Source organism: Shewanella sp. VB17, from assembly GCF_013248905.1.
In the GTDB taxonomy this organism is placed as follows: domain Bacteria; phylum Pseudomonadota; class Gammaproteobacteria; order Enterobacterales; family Shewanellaceae; genus Shewanella.
Window position 1 is genome coordinate 4,493,913 of record NZ_JABRVS010000001.1, and the last position, 22,884, is coordinate 4,516,796.

Below are 22,884 nucleotides of genomic sequence, written 5' to 3' on the forward strand. Positions count from 1 at the left end.
TAGTCAGGGTGATACAGGTTTCTTTCAACCTGCTGGGTTTGCCAGCTTCGCTGGGCAAACAAAAAATGGCATGATTAATCACTCATGCCATTATCACACTAACTTGCTGTCATTAACTGCTCAGCTAAGCGTGTGGCATTTCTTGCTGTTATACCATAAATTGATAGCTGAGGGTTTGCGCCTAAACTGGTCGGAAATATTGATCCGTCCATGACTGATAAGTTTTCATAATAATGAGACTGTCCAAAACTATTAACCATCGACATGTTAAGATCTTCTCCCATAGGGCAACCTCCCATCACATGTGCTGACGCGACAACAGTCTTCAGCGGTGCCAGTTCCATGTTGGCTATGGCTAACTTTGCTTCTTTCCAACTATTGAGATAGGGCATACCTTCACTCATCGGCAACACTTGCTTAGCACCCGCTGCAAACTGCAATTCAGCCATACTGGCAAACGCCCGTCTCGCCGAATGCCAAAATACATCAGCCAATGGGTAATCAAGCTCAAAACCTGTGTCTGTTAAATGAACCTGTCCACCTTGACTGTCTGGATGATAACCATCGCGGATCAAGGCTATTGTTACCTGAAGTTGGTTAAAGTTATCCATCAAGGCAGCATGTGATTTACCGTAACCCAATGTCTTAGAAGCAATAAGCACTGGATGTACAGGTGGAACCTCAAGTTTATAGCCTAGTTCGCCATCGGCACCATCACGCCATACAAACTGATCACTATAGATAGATTGTGGTGCTCCACTATGACCATTGATTGGGTCGTCAAACAAAGCGCCACTAAGTAAAGTAGGATGTAAAAAAGTACGTTTCCCTAACAGTTTATGAGGATCGGTGACACACGAACGCAGTAGAATTGTCGGGCTATGTATCGCTCCTGCAGATAAAATATAATGCTTCGCCTTAAAAATAAGTTCAATGGATGTCGAGGTTAATTGTTCAGTCAATGCCTGAGCCTTAATGGCGGTGATCTTGCCATCATGGTGCTCAAGCTGCATCACTTTAGCCCGACTAACCAAGGTCGCCCCCAGCGCTAACGCTGACGGGATAGTCGTGACTAGCATAGATTGCTTCGCATTAACCGGACAGCCCATACCACAATAACCAGTATTCCAGCAGCCTTTAACATTTCGTTTAATGACGGTGAAATCCCAACCTAGTTTTTCACAACCATGCTTTAATGCTTGATTATTACGGTTAGGCTCATACCCCCATTGGGAGATATTAAGACGCTGTTCCATCTTTTTAAACCAGGGATCAAGCTCATTTCTAGAAAGGTTGGTTACTGACTTATACTTAGCCCAAAAATCAAGTGCCTGTGAAGGTGTCCGAATAGAAGTCGTCCAATTAACCGTCGTCGAACCGCCCACCGCTCTGCCCTGAAAAATACCTATCGCTTTATCTTTTGTTTTCATCCCTGCCGCTTGATGATAAAGATTAGGGTAAGCCCGCCTTTCTTCCATATTAAAGCTTTTAGATGATTTAAGTGGCCCACCTTCGACAATAATCACGGTGAGCCCCGCTTGGGTTAAAATCTCTGCCGCGACACCGCCACCTGCACCACTACCGACGATCACAACATCTGCCTCAAGGGTTTTCCCTTGGTTTAATTGACTAGCATCGATATGTTTCCAGCCAGACGCTAAGCCCTCCTCTATAGGATCTTGTATCGCCATCCCAATTACCTCCAAACACTGTAGGGTTACTGTTATTTTTATTTCATTAGCATTCATTCACCAATAGCCAATTTTACCCACATAATATTAGTCTTCTAAAAATGTTGGCTTAAGATAATTAAGGTGACTCCAGTGCTCAGGACATGCGTAATAGCTAGTCATCACTAACTCCCGCAACCCTTGATAAGCAATAACCATGAGATCTAAGAAACTATTTCGCCAATATTCCAACATTGAGATCAGTTCATCAGGAGAACGCATCATTAATGGGGTGATACTGCCTGTGAGTAGCAATAAACCTAATCGTTGCTCCAACATCACCAGTAACTCCTCCAACTCAGCTCGCCCCTGTTTAGGCAAATAAGAGAGGGTATCTGCGATAGCATCAAGCGTACGATTTTTCGCGGCCATTTTCATTGCTTCAACATTAGGCAACGCGTCTTCTAAAAATACCGGAATTAACACACTAAATAACAAACGATGTTCACTCTCCAATGCATTATTCACTCGAACATGGTCAGTCGAATAAATATTCCCTCCCAATGCTAATGCCGCCGTGCCAACAAATGCCGTGGTTAGAAAAGTACGTCGCTCCATGCTCTCACCTTGTAAATATATTATGAATTAATGCTTATTTTGACATTGTTTTTTCGTCAGGATTACCTAAAAAGTGTGGACGCTAATCCATAAAAAACCCAAACCATTGCTTATTTATACTGTAAGGTTGCTTATGTAATTAAACACATGTTTTAATTCTCGGCAATAGCTAACAAAAAAGGCAATGTAACCCAAGTGACAGAATTACAGCTAAGTACATGTATTAAAATAATTATTTGATGTTTTAATAATGGACAGACCAGATAAACATCCTCAATCAATAATAAAAATCCAAAGATGATTCTCTCTATGAGACTAAGCCTGTATCATTACAAGCATTAAGCATTAACATAAGAATAACATAAGCATGTTGATTCCATATGAGTCACTAGAGCAGCTAACACCAGATACCTTTGAGACATTAATAAAGGAATATCTTTTTACGCAACTCGAGGATGGCAGCTTTTCAGACACTGATGAAGACGGACTAAAAATAGCCATAACCCAATGTAAACAAGCTCTTAAGCAAGGCATACTAATCGTAGAATACAGTGAAGATGATGACTCTATCGCTATCCGTCAACGAGAAAATGTAGCTCATTAATTCAGCCTCGACTTCAGTAAGTTTGACCTTAAGTCACTAATTACAGTATAAATACAGATTAGCGATCAGATTATATAGCTTACATTTAGGAACATTATGTCCGCAAAACACCCCATTATCGCAGTAACAGGCTCCTCAGGAGCAGGTACCACGACAACCACAAGGGCATTCAAGCATATTTTTCGTCAGCTAGGGATCAATGCCGCTAGCATTGAGGGCGATAGTTTTCATTATTATACTCGACCAGAAATGGAACTAAAAATACGCCAAGGGCAAACAGACAACAAAAACATCAGCTATTTTGGTCCTGAAGCTAACGATTTTAATAAACTAGAACAATGCTTTAGTGATTATAGTGCTACGGGAAAAGGTGAAACACGCTCTTACTTACATACCTTCGATGAAGCTGTACCCTTCAATCAGATGCCAGGGACTTTTACTCAGTGGCGAGCACTCCCTGAAAACACCGACATGCTCTATTATGAAGGACTGCACGGTGGCGTTAAAACTGACACCTGCAATATTGCCGAACACGTTGATCTACTTATTGGCATGGTACCTATCGTAAACCTAGAATGGATCCAAAAAATTATGCGTGATACGTCTGACAGAGGACATAGCCGTGAAAAGGTCATGGGTTCAATTGTACGTAGCATGGATGATTATATTAACCATATGACACCTCAGTTTTCCCGCACTCATATCAATTTTCAGCGAGTACCGACTGTCGATACCTCTAACCCATTTAGTGCTAAAAGTATCCCTAGTTTAGATGAGAGTTTCGTTGTGATCCGCTTCCGTGGGATCAAGAATGTCGATTTCCCCTACTACCTTAAAATGATACAAGGCTCCTTTATGTCTAGGATTAATACCTTAGTGGTGCCAGGTGGTAAGATGTCATTAGCAATGGAACTTATTCTTACCCCACTCATTCGCGACCTTTTAGAGAAACGTCAGCAACTCTTGTCTCTAGACAATGAATAAATGTTTAATACCTCTTATTACATTAAAGGAACGGTTTCTCTAAAAGGTTTATTCTGTTGGTAGGTTTGTAAACGTAACTCAAACTCATCGGAGCGGTCTATCTGCTCACTCAACTTCAAAGCATTAATGGCTTTCAATTGGGTCATAATCGCTGAGTTAAAGTCACCGGTTTCAGCATAAGCTGCAGCAAGATTATCTAAGTTAGTGGGATCCTCCTGATTGATACCGAGTAAACGTTGCGCAAGTGCTAACGCTTTATCACCATTTCGATATTCGGCTTCTGGACAAGTCGCCAAAATCCAAGCTACATTCCCCAGCGATACTTTATCACCAACAGCACTAAAACGTTGGACCGCTTTGCCACAATTACGTTGAATTCCCTCGCCGCCAGCTGCATAGATAAAACCTAATCTAAATTCAGCCCACTTACTGCCTTGCTCACTGAGTGTGAGGTACCAACGTTCAGCGACAGTGAGATCCCGAGCAACAATGTTACCTTCAAAAGAAAGATCTGCGATCGTTTGTTGGGCTTTAATATGACCCTGCTCTGCTGCTAATAATATCCACTTTACCCCTTGCGGCTGATCTTGCTCCACAAAGCGCCCAGAAAGATACATTAATCCCAATAAAAACTGCGCTTCTTGTTCACCTTGGGTTGCTTTAAGTTCAATATGAGCAAGCTTACTCGCAGCAACTTCTGGTATGGGTTGTGGGATTGAAAAAGCATACGTGGCAGTACTCACTGCAGCTGTAATGACAAATCCAACACTGATAATTAACGAACGATATTTCACACACAACCCCTAAAACAACAAACTAAAAAATTAATCCTCGTCACTCATCAGACAAGACATTACCAGTTAAGTTCTTACATTAAATCAGATAAAATATCATTACCTAACATCATTAATGTCATTCACCCTATCTTTTATGCGGTATTAGTTGACTTACCTCACTAATGTATCAAAATAATCACCAGTATAGATAGCACCTTGTCCAGATTCATTTTATCTAAATGGAGACCTGTATCTAGGTTTTATGGGCTTAATTTACGTAAACTGTTTATTTAGCATATTATTGTATTTTAATTAAACACTCGAGGAACATAGGCATGGCTCTGATTGGTAAGCCTAAACCAGATCCTACTTTGGAATGGTTTTTATCACACTGTCACATTCACAAATATCCAGCCAAAAGCACTTTGATCCACGCAGGTGAAGAATCTGATACCCTTTATTATATTGTCAAAGGGGCTGTCACGGTTTTAATCAAAGATGACGAGGGCAAAGAGATGATCCTCTCTTACCTTAATCAAGGTGACTTTATTGGTGAGCTCGGTTTGTTTGAAGAACACGCTGAACGTACAGCCTGGGTTCGCGCGAAACAAGCTTGCGAAATAGCAGAAATTTCTTACAAGAAATTTAAGCAGCTTATCCAAGTTAACCCAGAAATTTTAATGAAGCTATCAGCTCAAATGGCTCACCGCCTTCATAGCACAAGCCAAAAGGTAGGCGATCTTGCTTTCCTTGATGTTGCAGGAAGAATTGCACAAACATTATTACATTTGGCAAAGCAACCTGATGCAATGACTCATCCGGATGGTATGCAAATTAAGATCACCCGTCAAGAGATTGGTCAAATTGTAGGCTGTTCACGTGAAACCGTAGGCCGCATCCTAAAAATGCTTGAGGAACAAAACTTAATTCAAGCTCACGGTAAAACAATTGTGGTATACGGTACTCGTTAAGCTAATCATGATAAAATAGCTTGTTTTACAAGCTATTTTTTTGAAAGGAATATCAATTAACTAGCATTAGTACTCTCAAAAATTTTATCTGCAGAGGCTGCAACAAAGCCGCTATAAAGTTCACCGTCAGCTTTAGGGTAACGTAAGGCAAATTCATAAAAACAGCTTGGAATCGATTTCTGAACGTCTTTAAAGTTAACCTCTATCCTGTCAGCCATCGTGGCTGACTGTTCGAGTAGAACTTCGGCAGAGCCTTTGACTTCACCACCTGCAGAGTTCAAGATAAAATCACCTTGCTTCAAGGTTTCATTGACATCCAAAATCGTTGAGTATCCAGGAAGATGATTGATTGAAACAGTAAAATGGTTAGCCCGATAACCAAATGCAGCAACCCAAGCCGCATACTCACTTTCAGCAAGTAGCGCTTCGTAGGTCGTAAAATCCAGATCCCAATGTCGCCCAGAATAGAGAAAATTATCGGCTTGAGTCGCGTCGATATCAATTTGGTTGATTAAGCCTTTAATAATACCCTGCAGCTGTGGACTAAACTCTTCAACCATCAATTCTGAGATAAATACTTTAGGCTGGGTCGGATCTGGATGTTCAAAATGCTTAGCTTGCAATTTCTTCGCTTCAAAATAGTAATCACCGCTGTCAACATAACCTAAACGTTCAAAATGAGCCGCTAAAACGCTTAAATTTACCTTCTCAAGGTTAAACGTACGCAATGCAATATGATCATTGATTATGACTTCTCCTTTTGACAAGAGTTGATGAACCTTACCTGCAGAGGGCGTCATTTCGACATAATCATCCCAAAGACAGCCAAATAACCTATTAATATCTGTGTGCATCAATTAATTCCTTAACAACATCGTGTTATTCAGACACAGTCGAAACCATGCTATTGTATTTTTGACGATATAAGTACAACGATGGATAACGGTTTTACCTATCTATCTTTCTATACTATAAATAAAAGGTACCTTACAGCACCTCTCATTTTCATTGAATTAAATACTCAAACCTGGACTTAAGTTCGCAGGCAGGCTAACCAAATCAGCTTCGACAGAAGCGACAGGATAAGCACAGTAATCTGCCGCATAAAATGCACTCGCCCTATGGTTACCCGATGCGCCAACACCACCAAATGGCGCAGCACCTGAAGCGCCTGTGATCTGTTTATTCCAATTCACGATCCCCGCACGAATACGGGCTAAGAAATACTCATAATCATCACGACTATCAGCGAGAATACCAGCAGAAAGACCATAACGAGTATTGTTCGCCAGCTTAATCGCTTCATCAAAGTCGCTGTAGCGTATGACTTGAAGCAGCGGGCCAAAATACTCTTCATCAGGTAATTCTATCACCTGAGAAACATCAATAAGACCCGGTGAAACCAAACCTGTTCCCGCCTCAATATGCGTCAGTTCAACCAGTGATGTCCCTCCTAAGTTAAGTAAATTACGTTGAGCTGACACCATCCCTTTAGCGGCAGCTTCTGAGATCATTGCCCCCATAAAGGGTTGAGGTTGCATATCCCAAGCGCCGACTTGAATTCGCTTAACAGCCGCAGTCAGCTCAGTGAGTAATGCGTCACCTTCGACACCTTTCTCTACATAAAGGCGACGTGCACAGGTGCAACGTTGGCCTGATGAGATATAAGCAGACTGAATGATATCATGCACAGCCGCTTTGGTGTCTTTAACCCCTTTGATTATCAAGGGATTATTTCCACCCATCTCTAGCGCTAAGATTTTACCAGGTTCACCTGCATATTGTTGATGCAGCATATGACCTGTTCGTGAACTGCCCGTAAAAAACAACCCATCGATCTGTGGATGCGAAGCTAACGCTTTCCCCGTCTCAACTTCACCTTGAACTAAATTAATCACCCCCGCTGGCAATCCTGCTTTTTCCCAAAGCTTAAGCATTAGCTCAGCGACTTTAGGCGTCAACTCTGATGGTTTAAACACCACAGTGTTACCCGCAAGCAATGCAGGAACGATATGACCATTGGGTAGATGGCCTGGAAAATTATAAGGCCCGAATACCGCAACCACACCATGAGGCTTATGCCGCAACACTGCACGTCCCGCCGGTGTATCATTTTCACTGCTCCCCGTACGCTTATGATAAGCTGCAACTGAAAGAGCAATTTTACCAATCATAGCACCGGCTTCTGTCGCTGTTTCCCACTGTGGCTTACCCGTTTCTTGTGCAATCACTTCTGCGATTTCAGCTTTATTTTCTTCAAGCTCAATACGGTAAGCTTCGATGATAGCCAAACGACCTTCAAATCCAAGCATAAACCAATCGAATTGCACTGTGCGGGCAGCTTCAACGGCGATATTCACCTGTTCTGCTGTTGCTGTTTGACTACTCCAGATAACCTGGTTATTGGCTGGGTTTTTAGAGATCACATCATGACCTAAACCTGGCACCCACTGACCATTAATAAATTGCGTCATTATTTTTCCTACAAAGCCAAAATACGGATTTGATCACCTTGTTTAAGCAGCAAACCTGCTGCTAATTCCGGCGAAATAACAACTTCATCACTGTCTGCACTAACAAGCAGTGTCGAAGAGGTTGCGCGATAATTCACTAATTGAGTATTAGCAATGATATAACTGATTTCAGATATGGGGGCTACCCCAATATTGATGCTCAGCAAGCGGCTCTCTTTAACAGAGCGGATATCATTGATATTGCATTCAACCGTTGGGCCAGCATCAAAAATATCCACATAACCACGAAATCTGAAACCTTCTGCCTTAAGTAAATTCAACGCTGGACGCGTATTACTATGAACTTCACCGATCACCTTCTGCGCCTCTTCTGGTAGCAGGCAAACATACACAGATTTTTTGGGCATCATCTCAGCCATAAAAGCTTTTTTACCTAAACCAGAAAGGTAATCAGCTTCAACAAAATCTATCCCTAAAAAGTGTTTTTGTAGCCAATTGTAAAATGGTGAATGGCCCTCTTTGTCACTTTGACCACGCATCTCGGCAATCACGGTTTGACCAAATCGTTGAGAATGCTGAGCTAAAAAGAGAAACCGGCTACGCGATAACATCCGACCATTGTTATTTTTACGGTAAGATTCACGTAAAAACAGGGTGCAAAGTTCTGCAGCTCCGGTGTAATCATGACATAAAGTCAAGGTTTCTACTTCATTGCGAACATCAATCTGCTCTGAATAATAGACCTCGGTACCAAGCCGATAATGATAAAAGGCATCTTCCATTCCCACAGCAGCTTCTAGGCCACAGGTTCCAACAACTTCACCCGTTTCAGTGTCTTCAAGCACCATCAAATAACCTTCATCGAAGGGCTTATCCACCTCTTTTAAAAATGAGGCTTCTACTCGGGCTATTTTATTTTTAAGTAACGCTTCATTGACAGGCAATGATGTCATTCCATGGCCGGATTCTTCCGCTATTTGATATAAGGCTTCAAAGTCGCTAGATAGGATAGGACGTATTATTAACATCTCAAAGTTTCCTCACTTTCACTCAGGCACTTAACGTTTTTTACCGGCGATGAGGCAAGTAAAAAACGGTTAAGGGTAAAGTATGCTCAATGTAGGTATTTACCCTACATCCAAGATGTTAATTAAGGCGCTACAATCTTAGCCACGGCACGCTCAAAGCGAACTAAGCCTTCAGCAATATCCGCTTCAGGAATAACCAAAGAAGGAGCAAAACGTACGACATTAACACCTGCGATCAGCGTCATAAGCCCTTCGTTTACCGATGCTGTCAAAAAGTCTTTAGCACGTCCTTGATATTTATCATTCATGACGGCACCAAGCAGTAAACCCTGCCCACGAACCTCAGAAAAAACCTGATATTTAGCGTTAATCTTATTGAGGCCATCACGCAATAATTGTTCACGCACTTTAACACCGTTAAGCACTGCTGGTGTGTTAACAACATCAAGCACGGCATTACCGATAGCACAAGCTAATGGATTACCACCGTACGTTGAGCCATGAGTCCCTATTTTAAGATGATCAGCAATCGCCTTAGTAGTTAACATCGCTGCAATAGGGAATCCTCCACCAAGCGCCTTAGCCGTTGTCAATATATCAGGCACAACATCACCACGCATATAAGCATAAAGCTCGCCAAGGCGACCCACACCCGTTTGAACTTCATCAAATATCAGCAGCGCATTATGCTTATCACACAAAGCACGCACAACTTGTAAAAATTCAGGATCAGCATCAATAATACCGCCCTCTCCTTGAAGGGGCTCCATCATAACTGCACAAGTCGTATCAGAAAACACCGCTTCCAATGCTGCAATATCATTAAAAGGCACATGAGTAATACTCTGTGGCTTTGGACCAAAACCATCAGAATAAGCCGCTTGGCCTCCCACGCTGACAGTGAAAAATGTACGTCCATGGAAAGCTTTATCAAATGCGATAATTTGATCTTTTTCTGCACCAAATTTATCCATCGCATAGCGACGCGCCAGTTTAAGAGCAGCTTCGTTTGCTTCTGCACCTGAATTTGCAAAATAAACCTTATCGGCAAAAGTGGCATCGACCAGTTTCGTTGCTAATGTAAGGGCGGGTTCGTTAGTCATTACATTGGATAAATGCCAAAGCTTTTCACCTTGTTCTTTCAATGCTCCAACTAAAGCTGGGTGACAATGACCCAAACAGTTAACTGCAATCCCACCGGCAAAATCGATAAACTCATTCCCTTCCTGATCCCACACTCGGCTTCCCTCTCCACGAACAGGAATAATAGCCGAAGGCGCATAGTTAGGCACCATGACTTCATCAAATTGTGCTCTTGTTAGGGTCTTGTTCACGCTCATACCTTCTTATCCTTTATTATGGTTAATGGCTCTAAAAGCCACTGCGCCCGCCTTTTTTCTTTATAATGACACTTGTGACGGTACGTGTTCACATTACTTAATAGACATTAATAACGAAAATGTGATCAAAACACCAGTTTCTTCCACTCAATTAAGATCACAATATATCTATATTGCATAAAGATTTGTCTTTAAGAATGATACAAGCATTTATAGCGGGGATTTTGAACATATTTAGTCATAAAAAAATTTACCGAGGTCTATTATGACTATTTATTTACAATATACGCATATACAACACACATAAAGGTGTTTACTTCTAGTATTAAGTTGCTAAATTCGCTTTGAAGCAAGAGTGAATAAAGGGTAATAAAACAACTACATGATGTCTAACTTACGATAATTCTGACTTTTTAACCTAATGATTTCCTGCTTGCTCAACTCATAATAGTCAAACATAATACGTTTCTCTTGAGGGGCCAGCTGTTTCATTTCATCCAATAGCAGTACTTTAGCGTAACAGCTTGCTCTGGCAACAATGGCTGCATTTTCAGAAAGATCTTTATAACTCAAATTATTATCGAGTTCAGCCATCACAGATGCCATACCGCTGTTATGACAATTTAATTGCTCCAATAACTGCCAATTCAATCTATCACCATACTGTATGACCAAATCGTACAGTTTTTCAGATGGGAACTCTGTGGCTAAAACCGCATCATACAAATCTTTATCTCTACTTTTACTGGCCTCTCGCAACCAAAAGTCCCATGTATTTGTGAACAGTACAGCGCTATTTGTCAACACAACTGAAGGGCCTAACTGGCTTAACAAGCTACAGGTATAGACAAATACACTATCTTTTTCATGTAATTTAGCTAATGCTTGGGCCGCAATTGCACTGATCATTGAATAACGCCACAATTTACGTGTGATCCACAATAAATTCGCGTGTCCTGATGGCAACCAATTTCTCAAACAAAAATAGGGAACAAGTAACTTAATATTTTCAAGACCGATAAAGTTAAGCACTAACTTTACATCTGTCACTTTTATATCGGGATCTTTACTATTGCGGTGCCTGAAAGAAGCACTATTGACAATATTAAGCAAATCTCGAACTAACCATGATTCATGTTCAATCAAAGAAATCAAACGATTGATATCAATTTTACTGTCCTGTACTAGCTCTAAAATCAACAACTGAGATTCATTAATTCCTGAGCTTTTTATAACGCCATCAGTAGACGCCAGACGATGATCAATGGCAGCTCCGACTTCATCGACTAATTGTGTTGAAATTCGTTCAAATAACTGTTTATCCTCTACCTTCTTTGCTAACCGCTCTAAAGCAGCTTCACGCTCTACCGCTAGCTTATTAGCATCAAGCTCTACGCCTTCACCCAGTTCATCGCACATAGAACTAGACTGTTGCTTACCCACAATTAACTGTTGATAAAGCCTATGCTCTATTTCAATGACCTTGCCAGGCCTAACTCCTCCGGCTACCGATATCGCCACTATTGATTTTCCCCAAAAAGAATATAAATAAAACTTAATACTATTTTAGACAAAAAAAAACCTCGCTGTGGAGGCTTAATCAACTATTTTAGTTCTTGTTCAAACAATTTATAAATTCGACGATATTCATCTAACCAACTCGAGGGCTCCTTAAAACCATGAGACTCAACAGGATAAATGGCCGTTTCGAACATTGGCTTTTCCAGCTCAATCAAACGCTGCACTAAACGCACGCTATCTTGAAAAAAAACATTATCGTCAAGTACACCACTCATAATAAGCAATGGTTTTTGCAGACCTTGGGCATGTTCAATCGGCGAGCTACGTTGGTAAGCAATTGGATCGATATCTGGTGTGTTCAGAATATTGGAGGTGTAAGGAGCATTATAATGCGCCCAATCCGTCACCGGCCGCAACGCAGCACCTGCTTGAAATAGCTCAGGCTTGTTAAACAATGCCATAAAGGTCAAAAAACCACCATAGGATCCCCCATAAGTACCAACCTTGTTAGCATCTACGTGAATATTAACTGCCATCCAATTAACAGCATCTTGTAAATCTTCAACTTCTGGCGTGCCCATTTGGCGATACACCGCAGTACGCCAATCACGTCCGTATCCTTTTGACCCCCGATAATCCATGTCCATAACAACATAACCTTGTTGAGCTAGTAGGTTATTGAACATAAACTCTCGAAAATAAACAGAAAAACCATAATGGGCATTTTGTAAATATCCTGCACCATGATTAAAGATCACCGCCGGATACTTGCTAGCTTGGCTCTTATCATACCCTTGGGGTAAATACACTCTGGCATGAATATTCTCAGCACCATGACTCGATGGCACGGTGACAATCTCTGGCGCTTGCCAAGGGTAATTTTTAAATGCGTCACTTGTGTATGAGGTCATTTTTTTTAGCTTACCGCCAATCGTTTGCACATAAAGCTCATTAGGCGATGTGCGGCGAGATGCGGTAAGTAATAGGCTATTACCATCTGGACTTAAGCGATAATCAAGCTTGCCATCCCAATGGGTTAACTGCTCATTTTTACCGGTATTAATCTCAACACGGTACACATTATCGATCCCTGGATGATCTTTATTTGCCTTGTAGTAGATAAATTCTGCCTTAGGACCAAGGGTGATCTCACTCACGACATACTGACCTTGAGTTAACGCTTTAGCTGACTCACCCACAGGCTTAAGATAAAGATGAGAGTAACCCGATTGTTCAGACAAATAGTAAAGCGCATCGCTATCTGGCAACCAACCAAACTGATTAAAGGTATAATTAATCCAGGCATTATCATGTAACCTATGCTCAGTGTTAAGTACACCGTTATCAAGATCTAATGTCGCTATCCAGCGATCTTTATTATCAATCGCCTCAAGCATAATGGCGACCTTATTGTCACTTCCTTGCCACTGGATCGCACTTTGATCCCAACCCCAATCTTGTATTAACTGAATTTTTCGCGGTGATCGCACAGGATAATATGGTTCTCCTTTTGCCTTAGCGTTTTCAGATTTCACACTCGCTAACACATCGTCATCATATCCCTCAAGTCCTTCGATACTGATAGCTGTTTGTGTATGAGAATTAAGATCTAATAACACCAAACGTTCTCCAGGAATATTATCCTCAGCAATTCGAGAGCGAACAGGTATGGCATCAATATGACCATCTCTACTAAGATAGTTAGGCATGATATCAAGCTCGCCACGCCAACTATATTTTTTATCGATTAATGCCAGCAATACAAACCGACCATCAGGCGAGAGACTCAGCTCTGACACGGTTTCGCTATCTCCTAGATACCAAGTTTTACTGGCCAGTGTAGGATCGACCTCTGCTAAGCTTGCCTTGTATTGCGCTTTCTTTTTTTGGTTATCGTATTGCTGTGCCACATATTTGATTAATTTTTTTTGCTGCTTAGCAATATAAGTTGATGGTTCCTCTCCCCCTTTAGGTGCGGTAGACATCTTGATTCTGGCAATTTCCTCATTCATACCCGTGTTATTATGAATACGATAAATATTATTTTCCCGCCAATAAGCAATATCACCGTTATTGAGGAAGCGCACACCATTAATTGGTGTGTTTTCTTTAGTGAGTTGTGAAACAATGCCTGAATTAAGCTGCTTTACAAAAACATTACCTTGATAGATATACGCTTTCTTGGTCTTATCATTGCTAAAAACACCATGCTTTTGAGAGGCTTGATGCAATTGATTTAGCAAAAGTTGGTTCGCGTTACCACCATTTAACGCTTGTTCATAATAATCTTTAATTGGACTGCCGTGAGCTTGACGGACAAAATAAACTGACTGGCTATCGTCGCCCCAATAAGCCTCTTGCGCTAATATTCCCATCCAATCAGGGTTAGCCATGATCTGTTTTAGTGTCAATGCATGATTAGCATTAGGCGGCGGAGCAAATGATAACTGGCTCGTTGATTGACTAGCAGGCTCAGTTAGCCCCTGCTCTCTTGAAGTTGAAGTTGCCACGCAACCAGTTAGACTGGCAATAATCAGCACACTCAAGCTAGAATATCGATTAAAACGTCTCATTCTCCTTCCTTATTATTGTTTTATTTTGGCGAATATTTATAGCATATAACAGGTAGCCTGTTACAAGAAAATTGTAACAGCTGAAAGAATTTAAGCTCTGGGATCTTACTCTAGGATGGTATTAACTTAAATTAAGAAAATTCTGTAACAGCTCATGCCCTTGCTCTGTTAATACCGATTCAGGATGAAACTGTACCCCATAAAGAGGTAAATGATTATGGCTCATTGCCATAATTTCACGCCCATGAACATCATCGTCAAACCAAGCATCTAGCGTAAAACCATCAGGCAGTGAATTCACTAATAATGAATGATAACGAGTAACGGTAAGTGGATGATTCAGTTCTGAAAAAAGTCGTTCACCCACATGGCTGATCAGACTTGTTTTACCATGCATAACTCGTTTTGCACGTATGATATCAGCACCGAACACCTGTGCAATCGCTTGGTGTCCTAAGCATACTCCTAAGATAGGTATCTTTCCTGCAAAATATTCAATCACTGATAAAGAGATACCGGCTTCATTGGGACTGCGCGGCCCAGGTGAGATAACGATATGGCTCGGCGCTAATATGTCAATATCAGCAATGGTAATTTCATCATTACGCTTAACCAGAACCTCTTGACCTAATTGCTGAAAATACTGCACTAAGTTAAATGTGAAAGAGTCATAGTTATCGATCATTAACAGCATAAACTACCCAAGGCATAAAATACATGAAGCCAATAAATGAGAGTGGAATGCTAACATAAAGCCCATTTAAATCACCACAAATAGATCTCATTCCAAAAGACGCTTAATGGGTATTAGACCTCAATAGTTGGGTAAGAAATTAAACAAGTGATAAGAAAAATTTAATAAAAAAAGCCAGTGATATCACTGGCTTTTTTTATTCACTAAGGTCTACTTCACTAACGTAAGATGACCTCGGCGTTTTGGCTCTGTTACTTCAGGTTTATCATCAACCCCTTCTGTAACAAGCTCATCTTTTGCTTCTTCAACAACAGATAAACCTGACTCTATCAACTCTTCATCTTCAAGCTGATATGCATCTTCAACCTCAAAAACAGTGCCTGCACCATTTTCTCTGGCATAGATAGCAACTATCGCCGCCATTGGAAGAACAACTTGCTGAGGTACACCACCAAAGCGTGCATTGAACTCAATATACTCATGTCCTATCTGTAAATTACCTACAGCTGAGGAAGTGATATTAAGCACAATTTGCCCGTCTTTTACATATTGTTGTGGAACCTGGGTACCTGGCACATAGGCATCAACAACAACATGCGGTGTCAGTTCATTATCCATTAACCAATCGTAATATGCTTGCAGCAAATACGGACGATTAGGGGTCATCGGCTTCATTTAAGCACCCATACGCATTTCGCGCTCGGCCTCTGTTAATGACGCTTTAAATGATTCACGGTCAAATAGACGTGTCATATAAGCTTTAACTTCTTTCGCTGTACGGATATCAAGTTCGATACCAAGCACAGGTAAACGCCATAATAGAGGGCCTAAATAGCAATCAGCCAAACCGAATTCTTCTGCCATAAAATAAGGCATTTCATTAAATACTGGCGCGATAGATGCTAAGCTTTCTTGTAATTCTTTACGAGCAGCATCAGCACGATCATCACTTCTGATACGATCAACTAATGTATACCAATCATTCTCGATGCGATGCATCATCAAACGTGTACGTCCACGAGATACTGGATAAACGGGCATTAGTGGTGGATGAGGAAAACGCTCGTCCAAATATTCCATGATAATACGTGAGTTATAAAGTACAAGTTCACGATCAACCAAAGTTGGCACTGTATTATAAGGGTTCAATTCGATTAAATCTTCAGGCATTTCACTTGTCTCAACCTGAAGTACATCAACGGTGACTCCTTTTTCAGCTAAGACGATACGAACTTGATGACTATAAAGATCGTCAGCACCTGAATACAGAGTCATAATTGAGCGTTTATTGGCAGCAACAGCCATTGATACCCTCCAAGATTTTAAGTAAAAAGCAAAAAATAAAAAGCAAAACGAGGGGATAACCCCTCGTTTACAGTATGCGAATGATACATTCTAACCTTTCTAAAGGTTAGTGTACATCTTTCCAGTACTCTTTCTTCAGTAAGTAAGCTATCACGAAGAAGATAAACAAAAAGCCCATTACCCACCAGCCTAAACTTTCACGTTCAAGTTTAACTGGATCGCCCGAATAAACGAGGAACCCTGTAATGTCGCGTACGAGTTGATCATACTCTTCAGCATTAAGCTTGCCACCAGTAGCCACTAAAGTTGTCACTTTAGTGCCATCTTCATGAGTCACCACTTCTTTGACTGGTAGACCTTGAAGATCTTGTAATACATGAGGCATACCGACTGATGGAAAAACAGTATTATTTACACCAAAAGGACGATTTTCATCATGATAAAAGCCTTTCAAATAAGAATAAATCCAATCTTCACCACGTACTCGAGCAACCAATGTAAGATCTGGTGGCGTAGCACCGAACCATTTAGCTGCATCTTTAGCTGGAATGGCATTTTTCATTAAACTACCAGGCTTTACATTCACATCGAATATGTACTTAGCACGCATATCATCTAAAGATATGCCTAAGTCATCTGCAACACGATTATAACGCTGATATTGAGTACTATGGCAACCCGCACAGTAGTTTTGAAAATTATCCAAACCACGCTGCAGTGACTCTGTATCATGCAGATCCACATTGGCACTTTCTAAATGCACACCAGAACCAGATGCAAACGCAAAAGATGGAATTAAGGTAACTAATGCAATCATTAATTTTTTCATTAGTGAGTCAACCTCTCTGGAACAGGTTTAGTCTTCTCATTTTTACTGTATATCCAAAGGAATACAAAGAAACCAAAATAAGTCAGAGTAAAGAAGCGAGCTGCGTTGGTTAATACAGGCGTTGCCGCAACAGCACCTAAATATCCAAGAATAACAAAAGACACAGCAAACTGGGCGATGTTCAACTTATGCGTCAGACTACGATAACGAACAGACTTGACCTTACAACGGTCTAACCAAGGCAATATAAACAGTACGGCAATAGCAAGTCCCATGCCGATAACGCCTAATAATTTATCCGGTATCGCACGTAAAATGGCATAAAAAGGCGTAAAATACCAAACTGGTGCAATATGCTCAGGTGTCTTCATTGAGTTTGCAGCTTCAAAGTTAGGCCCTTCAAGGAAGTACCCGCCGCCTTCAGGCATAAAAAACAACACATAACAGAAGATAATCAGAAAGCCTGCAACCCCCATAATGTCTTTAACAGTATAATAAGGATGGAATGGGATACCATCAATAGGCCAACCATTCTCATCTTTGTTTTTCTTAATTTCAATGCCATCAGGGTTGTTAGAACCCACTTCATGCAGTGCAATTAAATGTAAAAAAACTAAGACGACTAATACTAAAGGCAACGCGATCACGTGTAATGCAAAAAAGCGATTCAAGGTTGCACCAGACACCACAAAATCACCGCGGATCCACAGTGTCAGATCATCACCTATAAATGGAATTGCACCAAATAAAGAAATAATCACCTGTGCTCCCCAATAAGACATTTGTCCCCATGGCAGCAAATAGCCCATAAAGGCTTCAGCCATTAGCACCAGAAATATCAACATGCCAAAAAGCCACAATAACTCTCTAGGCTTTTGATATGAACCGTAGATCAAACCCCGGAACATATGCAGATAAATCACCACAAAAAATGCCGATGCACCAGTGGAGTGCATATAACGAAGCAACCATCCATATTCAACATCACGCATGATGTATTCGATTGAAGCAAAAGCCCCTTCAGCCGTCGGTACGTAATTCATTGTCAACCATATACCAGTTAATAACTGATTGACCAAGACCAACATGGCTAATGAGCCGAAAAAATACCAAAAGTTAAAGTTCGTAGGTGTTGCGTACTGACCCACATGACGATTATAGGTAGCCGTCATTGGGATCCGAGCATCAATCCAATCAACTATATTTTTAATCATTACGCAGCCCCTTGATCAACACCGATTATCACATTTCTGTCATCAATGTACTGGTGAGGTGGAACCACTAAATTCAACGGAGCCGGTACACCTTGGAATACTCGACCTGCCAAGTCAAATTTAGAACCGTGGCATGGGCAGAAGAAACCAGAAGGGACGCCTTCAACCTGCTCACCAAAAGTATCTGGCAAGTAAGTCGGAGAACACCCTAAATGAGTACATAAACCCACAGCGATAAAATACTCAGGATTAATTGAACGTCCAGCATTTTGTGCATAAGCGGGTTGCTGCTCTTCCACTGATGCAGGATCGCGAAGTTGATCATCTAATGTAGCAAGGTTGGCTAAAATTTCTTCGGTACGGCGCACTACCCATACAGGCTTACCACGCCACTCAACACGGATCAGTTGACCCGGCTCTACTTTACTTATGTTTACTTCAACCGGTGCGCCTGCAGCTTTCGCTTTGGCACTCGGATTCCATGACTTTATAAAAGGAACAGTCGCAGCGACGGCACCTGCACCACCTACTACGGCAGTTGCTGCTGTCAGAAATCTGCGACGTCCGGTATCGACTGGCGCATTGCTCATCCACTTATCTCCTGAGAGTGTTGGAATTTTTGTTTTAAATTGTTCAGAATTTGGTGTTTACCCCAAAACGTTAAAACGAAACTTGAGGCGCGCTCATTATAGCTAAAAATTATAAATAGAACATAGTAAAACAGATAACAAAGTTAACAATAGTTAGGAAAATATCTAACTCAGCTTAAAAAACAAACGTTACATCTCTGTTCTTAAAGATAGCTCAATAAAAAGCAAGCTGGAAAATACTATTTCTTACTCAATGAAGTAGTTATATATTTGAGGCAAAAAAAAGCTCGGACTAAGCCGAGCTTTTTAATTCAAATAGCGTTATTTACCTGTAGAGCTCTTCATGTACTTAAAGAATTCACTGTCAGGTTCTAATACCATGACATTTGAACCATCAGCAAAGCTCTCTCTATACGCTTCTAAACTACGTAGAAAACTAAAGAACTCAGGATCTTTTTTGTAAGCATCGGCATAAATTTTAGCAGCCGTAGCATCACCTTCACCTTTAACCTCTAGCGCCTTACGTTCAGCGTCTGCAATCTGAATCGTCACTGACGCATCTGTTTTAGCTCGGATAATCTCGGATTGCTCCATACCTTGAGCCCGGTGTTCTTTTGCTACAGCGGTTCGTTCAGCGCGCATACGTTGATAAATACTCGAACTGACATTGGCAGGCAAGTTTATCTGTTTAACTCGAACATCAACGACCTCAATGCCTAAGTCAGCAGCACTTTCAGCACCATTCTTTAACGCATCTTGTTGCAGTTCATCACGACTACCTGAAACAATGTCTTTAATGGTACGACGGCCAAATTCGGTACGAAGATCATTATTAATTTTACGTTGCAGCAATGACTCTGCGTTGGCTTTATTACCGCCACCAGTAGAAAGATAATATTTTTCGTAATCAAATATTCGCCACTTCACATAAGAGTCAACCATCAGGTCTTTCTTTTCTGAAGTAACAAATCTATCAGCTGCGCCATCCAAGGTTTGGATCCGTGCATCAAGGTATTTGATTTTATCTATTACCGGTAGTTTAATATGTAAGCCTGGCGCATAAATACGCGTCACATCTTCATCTTTTAAAATCTTGCCAAAACGTGAAACTATGGCTCTCTCGCCTTCGTTAACGATCAAGATAGAGGATAATAATACGGCAACAAGTACCGCAGCAATAATGGCGACTAACCTTCCCATATTTTAGTTCCTCCCTTGACGTTCGCCACGCGATGGACGTGAGTCAATCGGCATACTATTCTGACTCATATTACTGCTTGATGAGTTTACTGAAGACGTTGAATTAGTCTGATGAGGTTTAGCAACGGACTTACTATTCTCCATCAGTTTATCTAAAGGCAAATACATCATATTATTACTGCTCTTAGAATCCACTAACACCTTGCTGGTGCCTTTCAATACAAGTTGCATTGAATCAAGGTATAGACGTTCACGGGTAACTTTTGGCGCCAGTTTATATTGAGGTAACAACAATTCAAAACGGGCAATTTTACCTTTAGCTTCTAGGATCTCACGCTGCTTATAAGCGTTAGCTTGCTGTTCCATACGCTGAACTTGGCCACGAGCTTTTGGCTCTATTGCCCTTTCATAAGCTTCAGCCTCACGAATAAAACGTTGTTCATCTTCCTGAGCTGAAATCGCATCATCAAAAGCATCTTTCACTTCTTCCGGTGGACGAGCGGGTAGAAAGTTGACGTCATCAATTTGAATACCAAGTTTATACGGCTCAATAATTCGCTCAATTTCAGCCCAAGTGTCACGACGAATTTTATCTCGACCTGTCGTTAGAATATCATCCATTTTATTATGGCCAACAACATACCGCAGGGCACTATCTGTCGCTTCACGTAAACTGCTATTAGCATCCACAGCACTGAATATGAAGTTATAAGCATCCATAACGCGATACTGCACATCAAGTTCAACTAACACTACATTTTCATCGGCTGTAAGCATGCTACCCGAAGCGGGAATTGAACGTACAGTGTTGACATTGACAGGAAAAATCTCATCAACAAAAGTCGCCTTCCAATGTAAGCCAGGTTCAACCTCACCTATGTATTGGCCAAATCTAAGTGCCACTCCTTTCTCTGCTTCTTTGACAGTATATACACCTGATGCAGCCCAAATAGCAACAGCAATACCCAACACAATGGCAAGGCTGAATGAGCTAAAGCTCGGCCCTGAACCACCGCCTTTTCTGCCGCCAAAACGCTTAGATATATTACGAAAAACTTCATCTAAATCTGGTGGTCCCTTATCGTTACCACTTTTATTTCCCCAAGGGTCTTTACCCTTGTTTCCGGGCTCATTCCAAGCCATTTAGCACTCCACTGGTGTATGAAATAAATGAGATCACTAAAAACTACTCTATTGTCGAATATTCGACAACTAAAGTTTCTAATTTTCCTTCGCTCTGCTTAACAAGTCGACGCCAATCGGCCTCTAATAATCGAACAGACAAGATACAATTCCCTAGTTCATCATATTCTTTCTGCTGTATCACATCAAGTTGGTATAACTGGCCAAGAAAATATCCAGCTGTTGCAGGTATTTCCAAGGTCAATGTTAACGTCACCTTACCAACAATACTGTTGATGGCTTCTTTTAACAACGCTAAACCTTGTTGTTTCTGAGCTGAAACCCACACTCTAATAGGTATGCCTTCATCATCGTAATCGATTTTAGGGTCAACCTCATCCAACAAATCAATTTTATTATAAACAATTAATTGCGGTATATCTTCAGCACCTATTTCTTTGAGCACTAATTGAACTTGCTCAAAGTTATCAGTCATATTCTCGTCATAACAATCAACAATATGAAGCAATAAATCCGCTTCACGAGTTTCTTGCAGTGTTGCTTTAAATGCCGCTACTAAGTCATGAGGTAAATGACGAATGAAACCCACGGTGTCAGCTAAAATAACATTTCCATCATCGAGATCTAGCTTTCTCAGCGTCGGATCTAGAGTGGCAAAAAGCTGATCCGCGGCATAAACATCAGATGCTGTAAGTGAATTGAATAAAGTCGATTTACCTGCGTTCGTATATCCAACCAATGAGACTGTTGCTAAATCACTACGACGTCTAGCTCGGCGACTCTGCTCACGTTGCTTATCCACTTTTGCTAAGCGTTTATTAATGACACTAATTCGCCCTCGAAGCAGACGCCTATCAGTTTCGAGCTGAGTTTCTCCTGGTCCCCGCATACCGACGCCACCTTTTTGGCGTTCTAAATGGGTCCACCCCCGTATAAGCCGTGTTGACATATGGCGTAGTTGCGCTAGCTCTACCTGTAACTTACCTTCATACGTTCGGGCTCTCTGAGCAAAAATATCTAAAATGAGTGTAGTACGGTCTAATACACGGCATTGGCATACCACCTCAAGATTTCTCTCTTGAGCCGGAGTCAATGGGTGATTAAAAATGACCACGTCGGCTTCCGTGCCCGCAACCATCGCAGCTAATTCATCGGCCTTTCCCGATCCAACAAAAAACTTTCGATCCGGTGAACGACGTTTTCCTGTGATCACCCCAATGGATTTCACTCCAGCGGACTCGACCAATAATTGTAGTTCGATTAAATCTTCCCTACGATCTTCATCGGAAAACTCGATATGAACAAGAACGGCGTTTTCTCCAGCCTCATAACGATCAAACAAAAAGCAAA

General features: G+C 41.2%; 21 protein-coding genes. 3 read left to right on the plus strand and 18 right to left on the minus strand.

All coding sequences use genetic code 11. From position 1 onward, the window contains the following. Positions 1-98 precede the first annotated feature (98 nt). Positions 99-1,691, minus strand: a complete 1,593-nt coding sequence (locus HQQ94_RS19375) for a GMC family oxidoreductase (RefSeq protein ID WP_173295963.1) — start codon at positions 1,689-1,691, stop codon at positions 99-101. A gap of 87 nt (positions 1,692-1,778) precedes the next feature. Beyond that, the gene (locus HQQ94_RS19380) at positions 1,779-2,288 is read right to left on the minus strand and encodes a TAT leader-containing periplasmic protein (RefSeq protein WP_173295964.1); all 510 of its coding nucleotides are present in this window, start codon (positions 2,286-2,288) and stop codon (positions 1,779-1,781) included. 367 nt (positions 2,289-2,655) lie between these two features. On the opposite strand from HQQ94_RS19380, the gene HQQ94_RS19385 reads away from it, so the two are divergent. Both HQQ94_RS19385 and HQQ94_RS19390 read left to right on the plus strand, forming a co-directional pair. Next, positions 2,656-2,892, plus strand: coding sequence for a YheU family protein (locus HQQ94_RS19385; RefSeq protein WP_173295965.1), 237 nt, complete (start codon positions 2,656-2,658; stop codon positions 2,890-2,892). A 96-nt stretch (positions 2,893-2,988) separates the two neighbouring features. Next, a complete protein-coding gene (locus HQQ94_RS19390; RefSeq protein WP_173295966.1) occupies positions 2,989-3,876 on the plus strand; it encodes a phosphoribulokinase in 888 nt (295 codons plus the stop codon). A 17-nt stretch (positions 3,877-3,893) separates the two neighbouring features. On the opposite strand, the gene HQQ94_RS19395 is transcribed toward HQQ94_RS19390, so the two are convergent. Beyond that, complete coding sequence (locus tag HQQ94_RS19395; protein ID WP_173295967.1) at positions 3,894-4,670, minus strand: tetratricopeptide repeat protein; 777 nt, start codon at positions 4,668-4,670, stop codon at positions 3,894-3,896. A 317-nt stretch (positions 4,671-4,987) separates the two neighbouring features. Between HQQ94_RS19395 and crp the strand changes: the two genes are divergently transcribed. Continuing rightward, entirely contained in the window at positions 4,988-5,623 is a 636-nt protein-coding gene (crp, locus tag HQQ94_RS19400; RefSeq protein ID WP_173295968.1) for a cAMP-activated global transcriptional regulator CRP, read from the plus strand. Between the two features lie 56 nt (positions 5,624-5,679). Here crp and HQQ94_RS19405 read toward each other — a convergent pair whose 3' ends face one another. The 15 genes from HQQ94_RS19405 to hflX all read right to left on the minus strand — a co-directional run bounded on the left by HQQ94_RS19405 (position 5,680) and on the right by hflX (position 22,876). Beyond that, positions 5,680-6,477, minus strand: coding sequence for a DUF1338 domain-containing protein (locus HQQ94_RS19405; RefSeq protein ID WP_173295969.1), 798 nt, complete (start codon positions 6,475-6,477; stop codon positions 5,680-5,682). Positions 6,478-6,636: 159 nt separating this feature from the next. Continuing rightward, positions 6,637-8,097: a succinylglutamate-semialdehyde dehydrogenase gene (gene astD / locus HQQ94_RS19410; RefSeq protein WP_173295970.1), complete on the minus strand. Its 1,461-nt coding sequence runs from the start codon at positions 8,095-8,097 to the stop codon at positions 6,637-6,639. Positions 8,098-8,105: 8 nt separating this feature from the next. Next, the gene (gene astA / locus HQQ94_RS19415) at positions 8,106-9,125 is read right to left on the minus strand and encodes an arginine N-succinyltransferase (RefSeq protein ID WP_173295971.1); all 1,020 of its coding nucleotides are present in this window, start codon (positions 9,123-9,125) and stop codon (positions 8,106-8,108) included. 122 nt (positions 9,126-9,247) lie between these two features. Beyond that, complete coding sequence (locus HQQ94_RS19420) at positions 9,248-10,465, minus strand: aspartate aminotransferase family protein (RefSeq protein WP_173295972.1); 1,218 nt, start codon at positions 10,463-10,465, stop codon at positions 9,248-9,250. Positions 10,466-10,843: 378 nt separating this feature from the next. Continuing rightward, positions 10,844-11,986, minus strand: coding sequence for an HDOD domain-containing protein (locus tag HQQ94_RS19425; protein WP_173295973.1), 1,143 nt, complete (start codon positions 11,984-11,986; stop codon positions 10,844-10,846). Between the two features lie 83 nt (positions 11,987-12,069). Then, the gene (locus HQQ94_RS19430; RefSeq protein WP_173295974.1) at positions 12,070-14,559 is read right to left on the minus strand and encodes a prolyl oligopeptidase family serine peptidase; all 2,490 of its coding nucleotides are present in this window, start codon (positions 14,557-14,559) and stop codon (positions 12,070-12,072) included. A 121-nt stretch (positions 14,560-14,680) separates the two neighbouring features. Further along, on the minus strand, positions 14,681-15,253 hold the full coding sequence (locus tag HQQ94_RS19435) for an aminodeoxychorismate/anthranilate synthase component II (RefSeq protein ID WP_173295975.1): 573 nt from the start codon (positions 15,251-15,253) through the stop codon (positions 14,681-14,683). 210 nt (positions 15,254-15,463) lie between these two features. After that, positions 15,464-15,928, minus strand: a complete 465-nt coding sequence (locus HQQ94_RS19440; RefSeq protein WP_173295976.1) for a ClpXP protease specificity-enhancing factor — start codon at positions 15,926-15,928, stop codon at positions 15,464-15,466. Next, a complete protein-coding gene (gene sspA / locus HQQ94_RS19445; protein WP_173295977.1) occupies positions 15,929-16,558 on the minus strand; it encodes a stringent starvation protein SspA in 630 nt (209 codons plus the stop codon). 106 nt (positions 16,559-16,664) lie between these two features. Beyond that, positions 16,665-17,387 (minus strand): cytochrome c1, encoded by a 723-nt coding sequence (locus HQQ94_RS19450; RefSeq protein ID WP_173295978.1) that lies wholly within the window; start codon positions 17,385-17,387, stop codon positions 16,665-16,667. Continuing rightward, positions 17,387-18,601, minus strand: a complete 1,215-nt coding sequence (locus HQQ94_RS19455; protein WP_173295979.1) for a cytochrome bc complex cytochrome b subunit — start codon at positions 18,599-18,601, stop codon at positions 17,387-17,389. Before HQQ94_RS19455 ends, HQQ94_RS19450 begins: the two co-directional genes overlap by 1 nt. Continuing rightward, complete coding sequence (petA, locus tag HQQ94_RS19460) at positions 18,601-19,191, minus strand: ubiquinol-cytochrome c reductase iron-sulfur subunit (protein WP_173295980.1); 591 nt, start codon at positions 19,189-19,191, stop codon at positions 18,601-18,603. Before petA ends, HQQ94_RS19455 begins: the two co-directional genes overlap by 1 nt. A 321-nt stretch (positions 19,192-19,512) precedes the next feature. Beyond that, positions 19,513-20,391 carry a protease modulator HflC gene (hflC, locus tag HQQ94_RS19465; protein WP_173295981.1) on the minus strand — a complete coding sequence of 293 codons (879 nt, stop codon included), beginning with the start codon at positions 20,389-20,391 and terminating at the stop codon, positions 19,513-19,515. Between the two features lie 3 nt (positions 20,392-20,394). Then, positions 20,395-21,534: an FtsH protease activity modulator HflK gene (gene hflK, locus HQQ94_RS19470; RefSeq protein WP_173295982.1), complete on the minus strand. Its 1,140-nt coding sequence runs from the start codon at positions 21,532-21,534 to the stop codon at positions 20,395-20,397. 43 nt (positions 21,535-21,577) lie between these two features. Beyond that, positions 21,578-22,876 (minus strand): ribosome rescue GTPase HflX, encoded by a 1,299-nt coding sequence (hflX, locus tag HQQ94_RS19475; RefSeq protein ID WP_173295983.1) that lies wholly within the window; start codon positions 22,874-22,876, stop codon positions 21,578-21,580. Between the last annotated feature and the right edge of the window lie 8 nt (positions 22,877-22,884).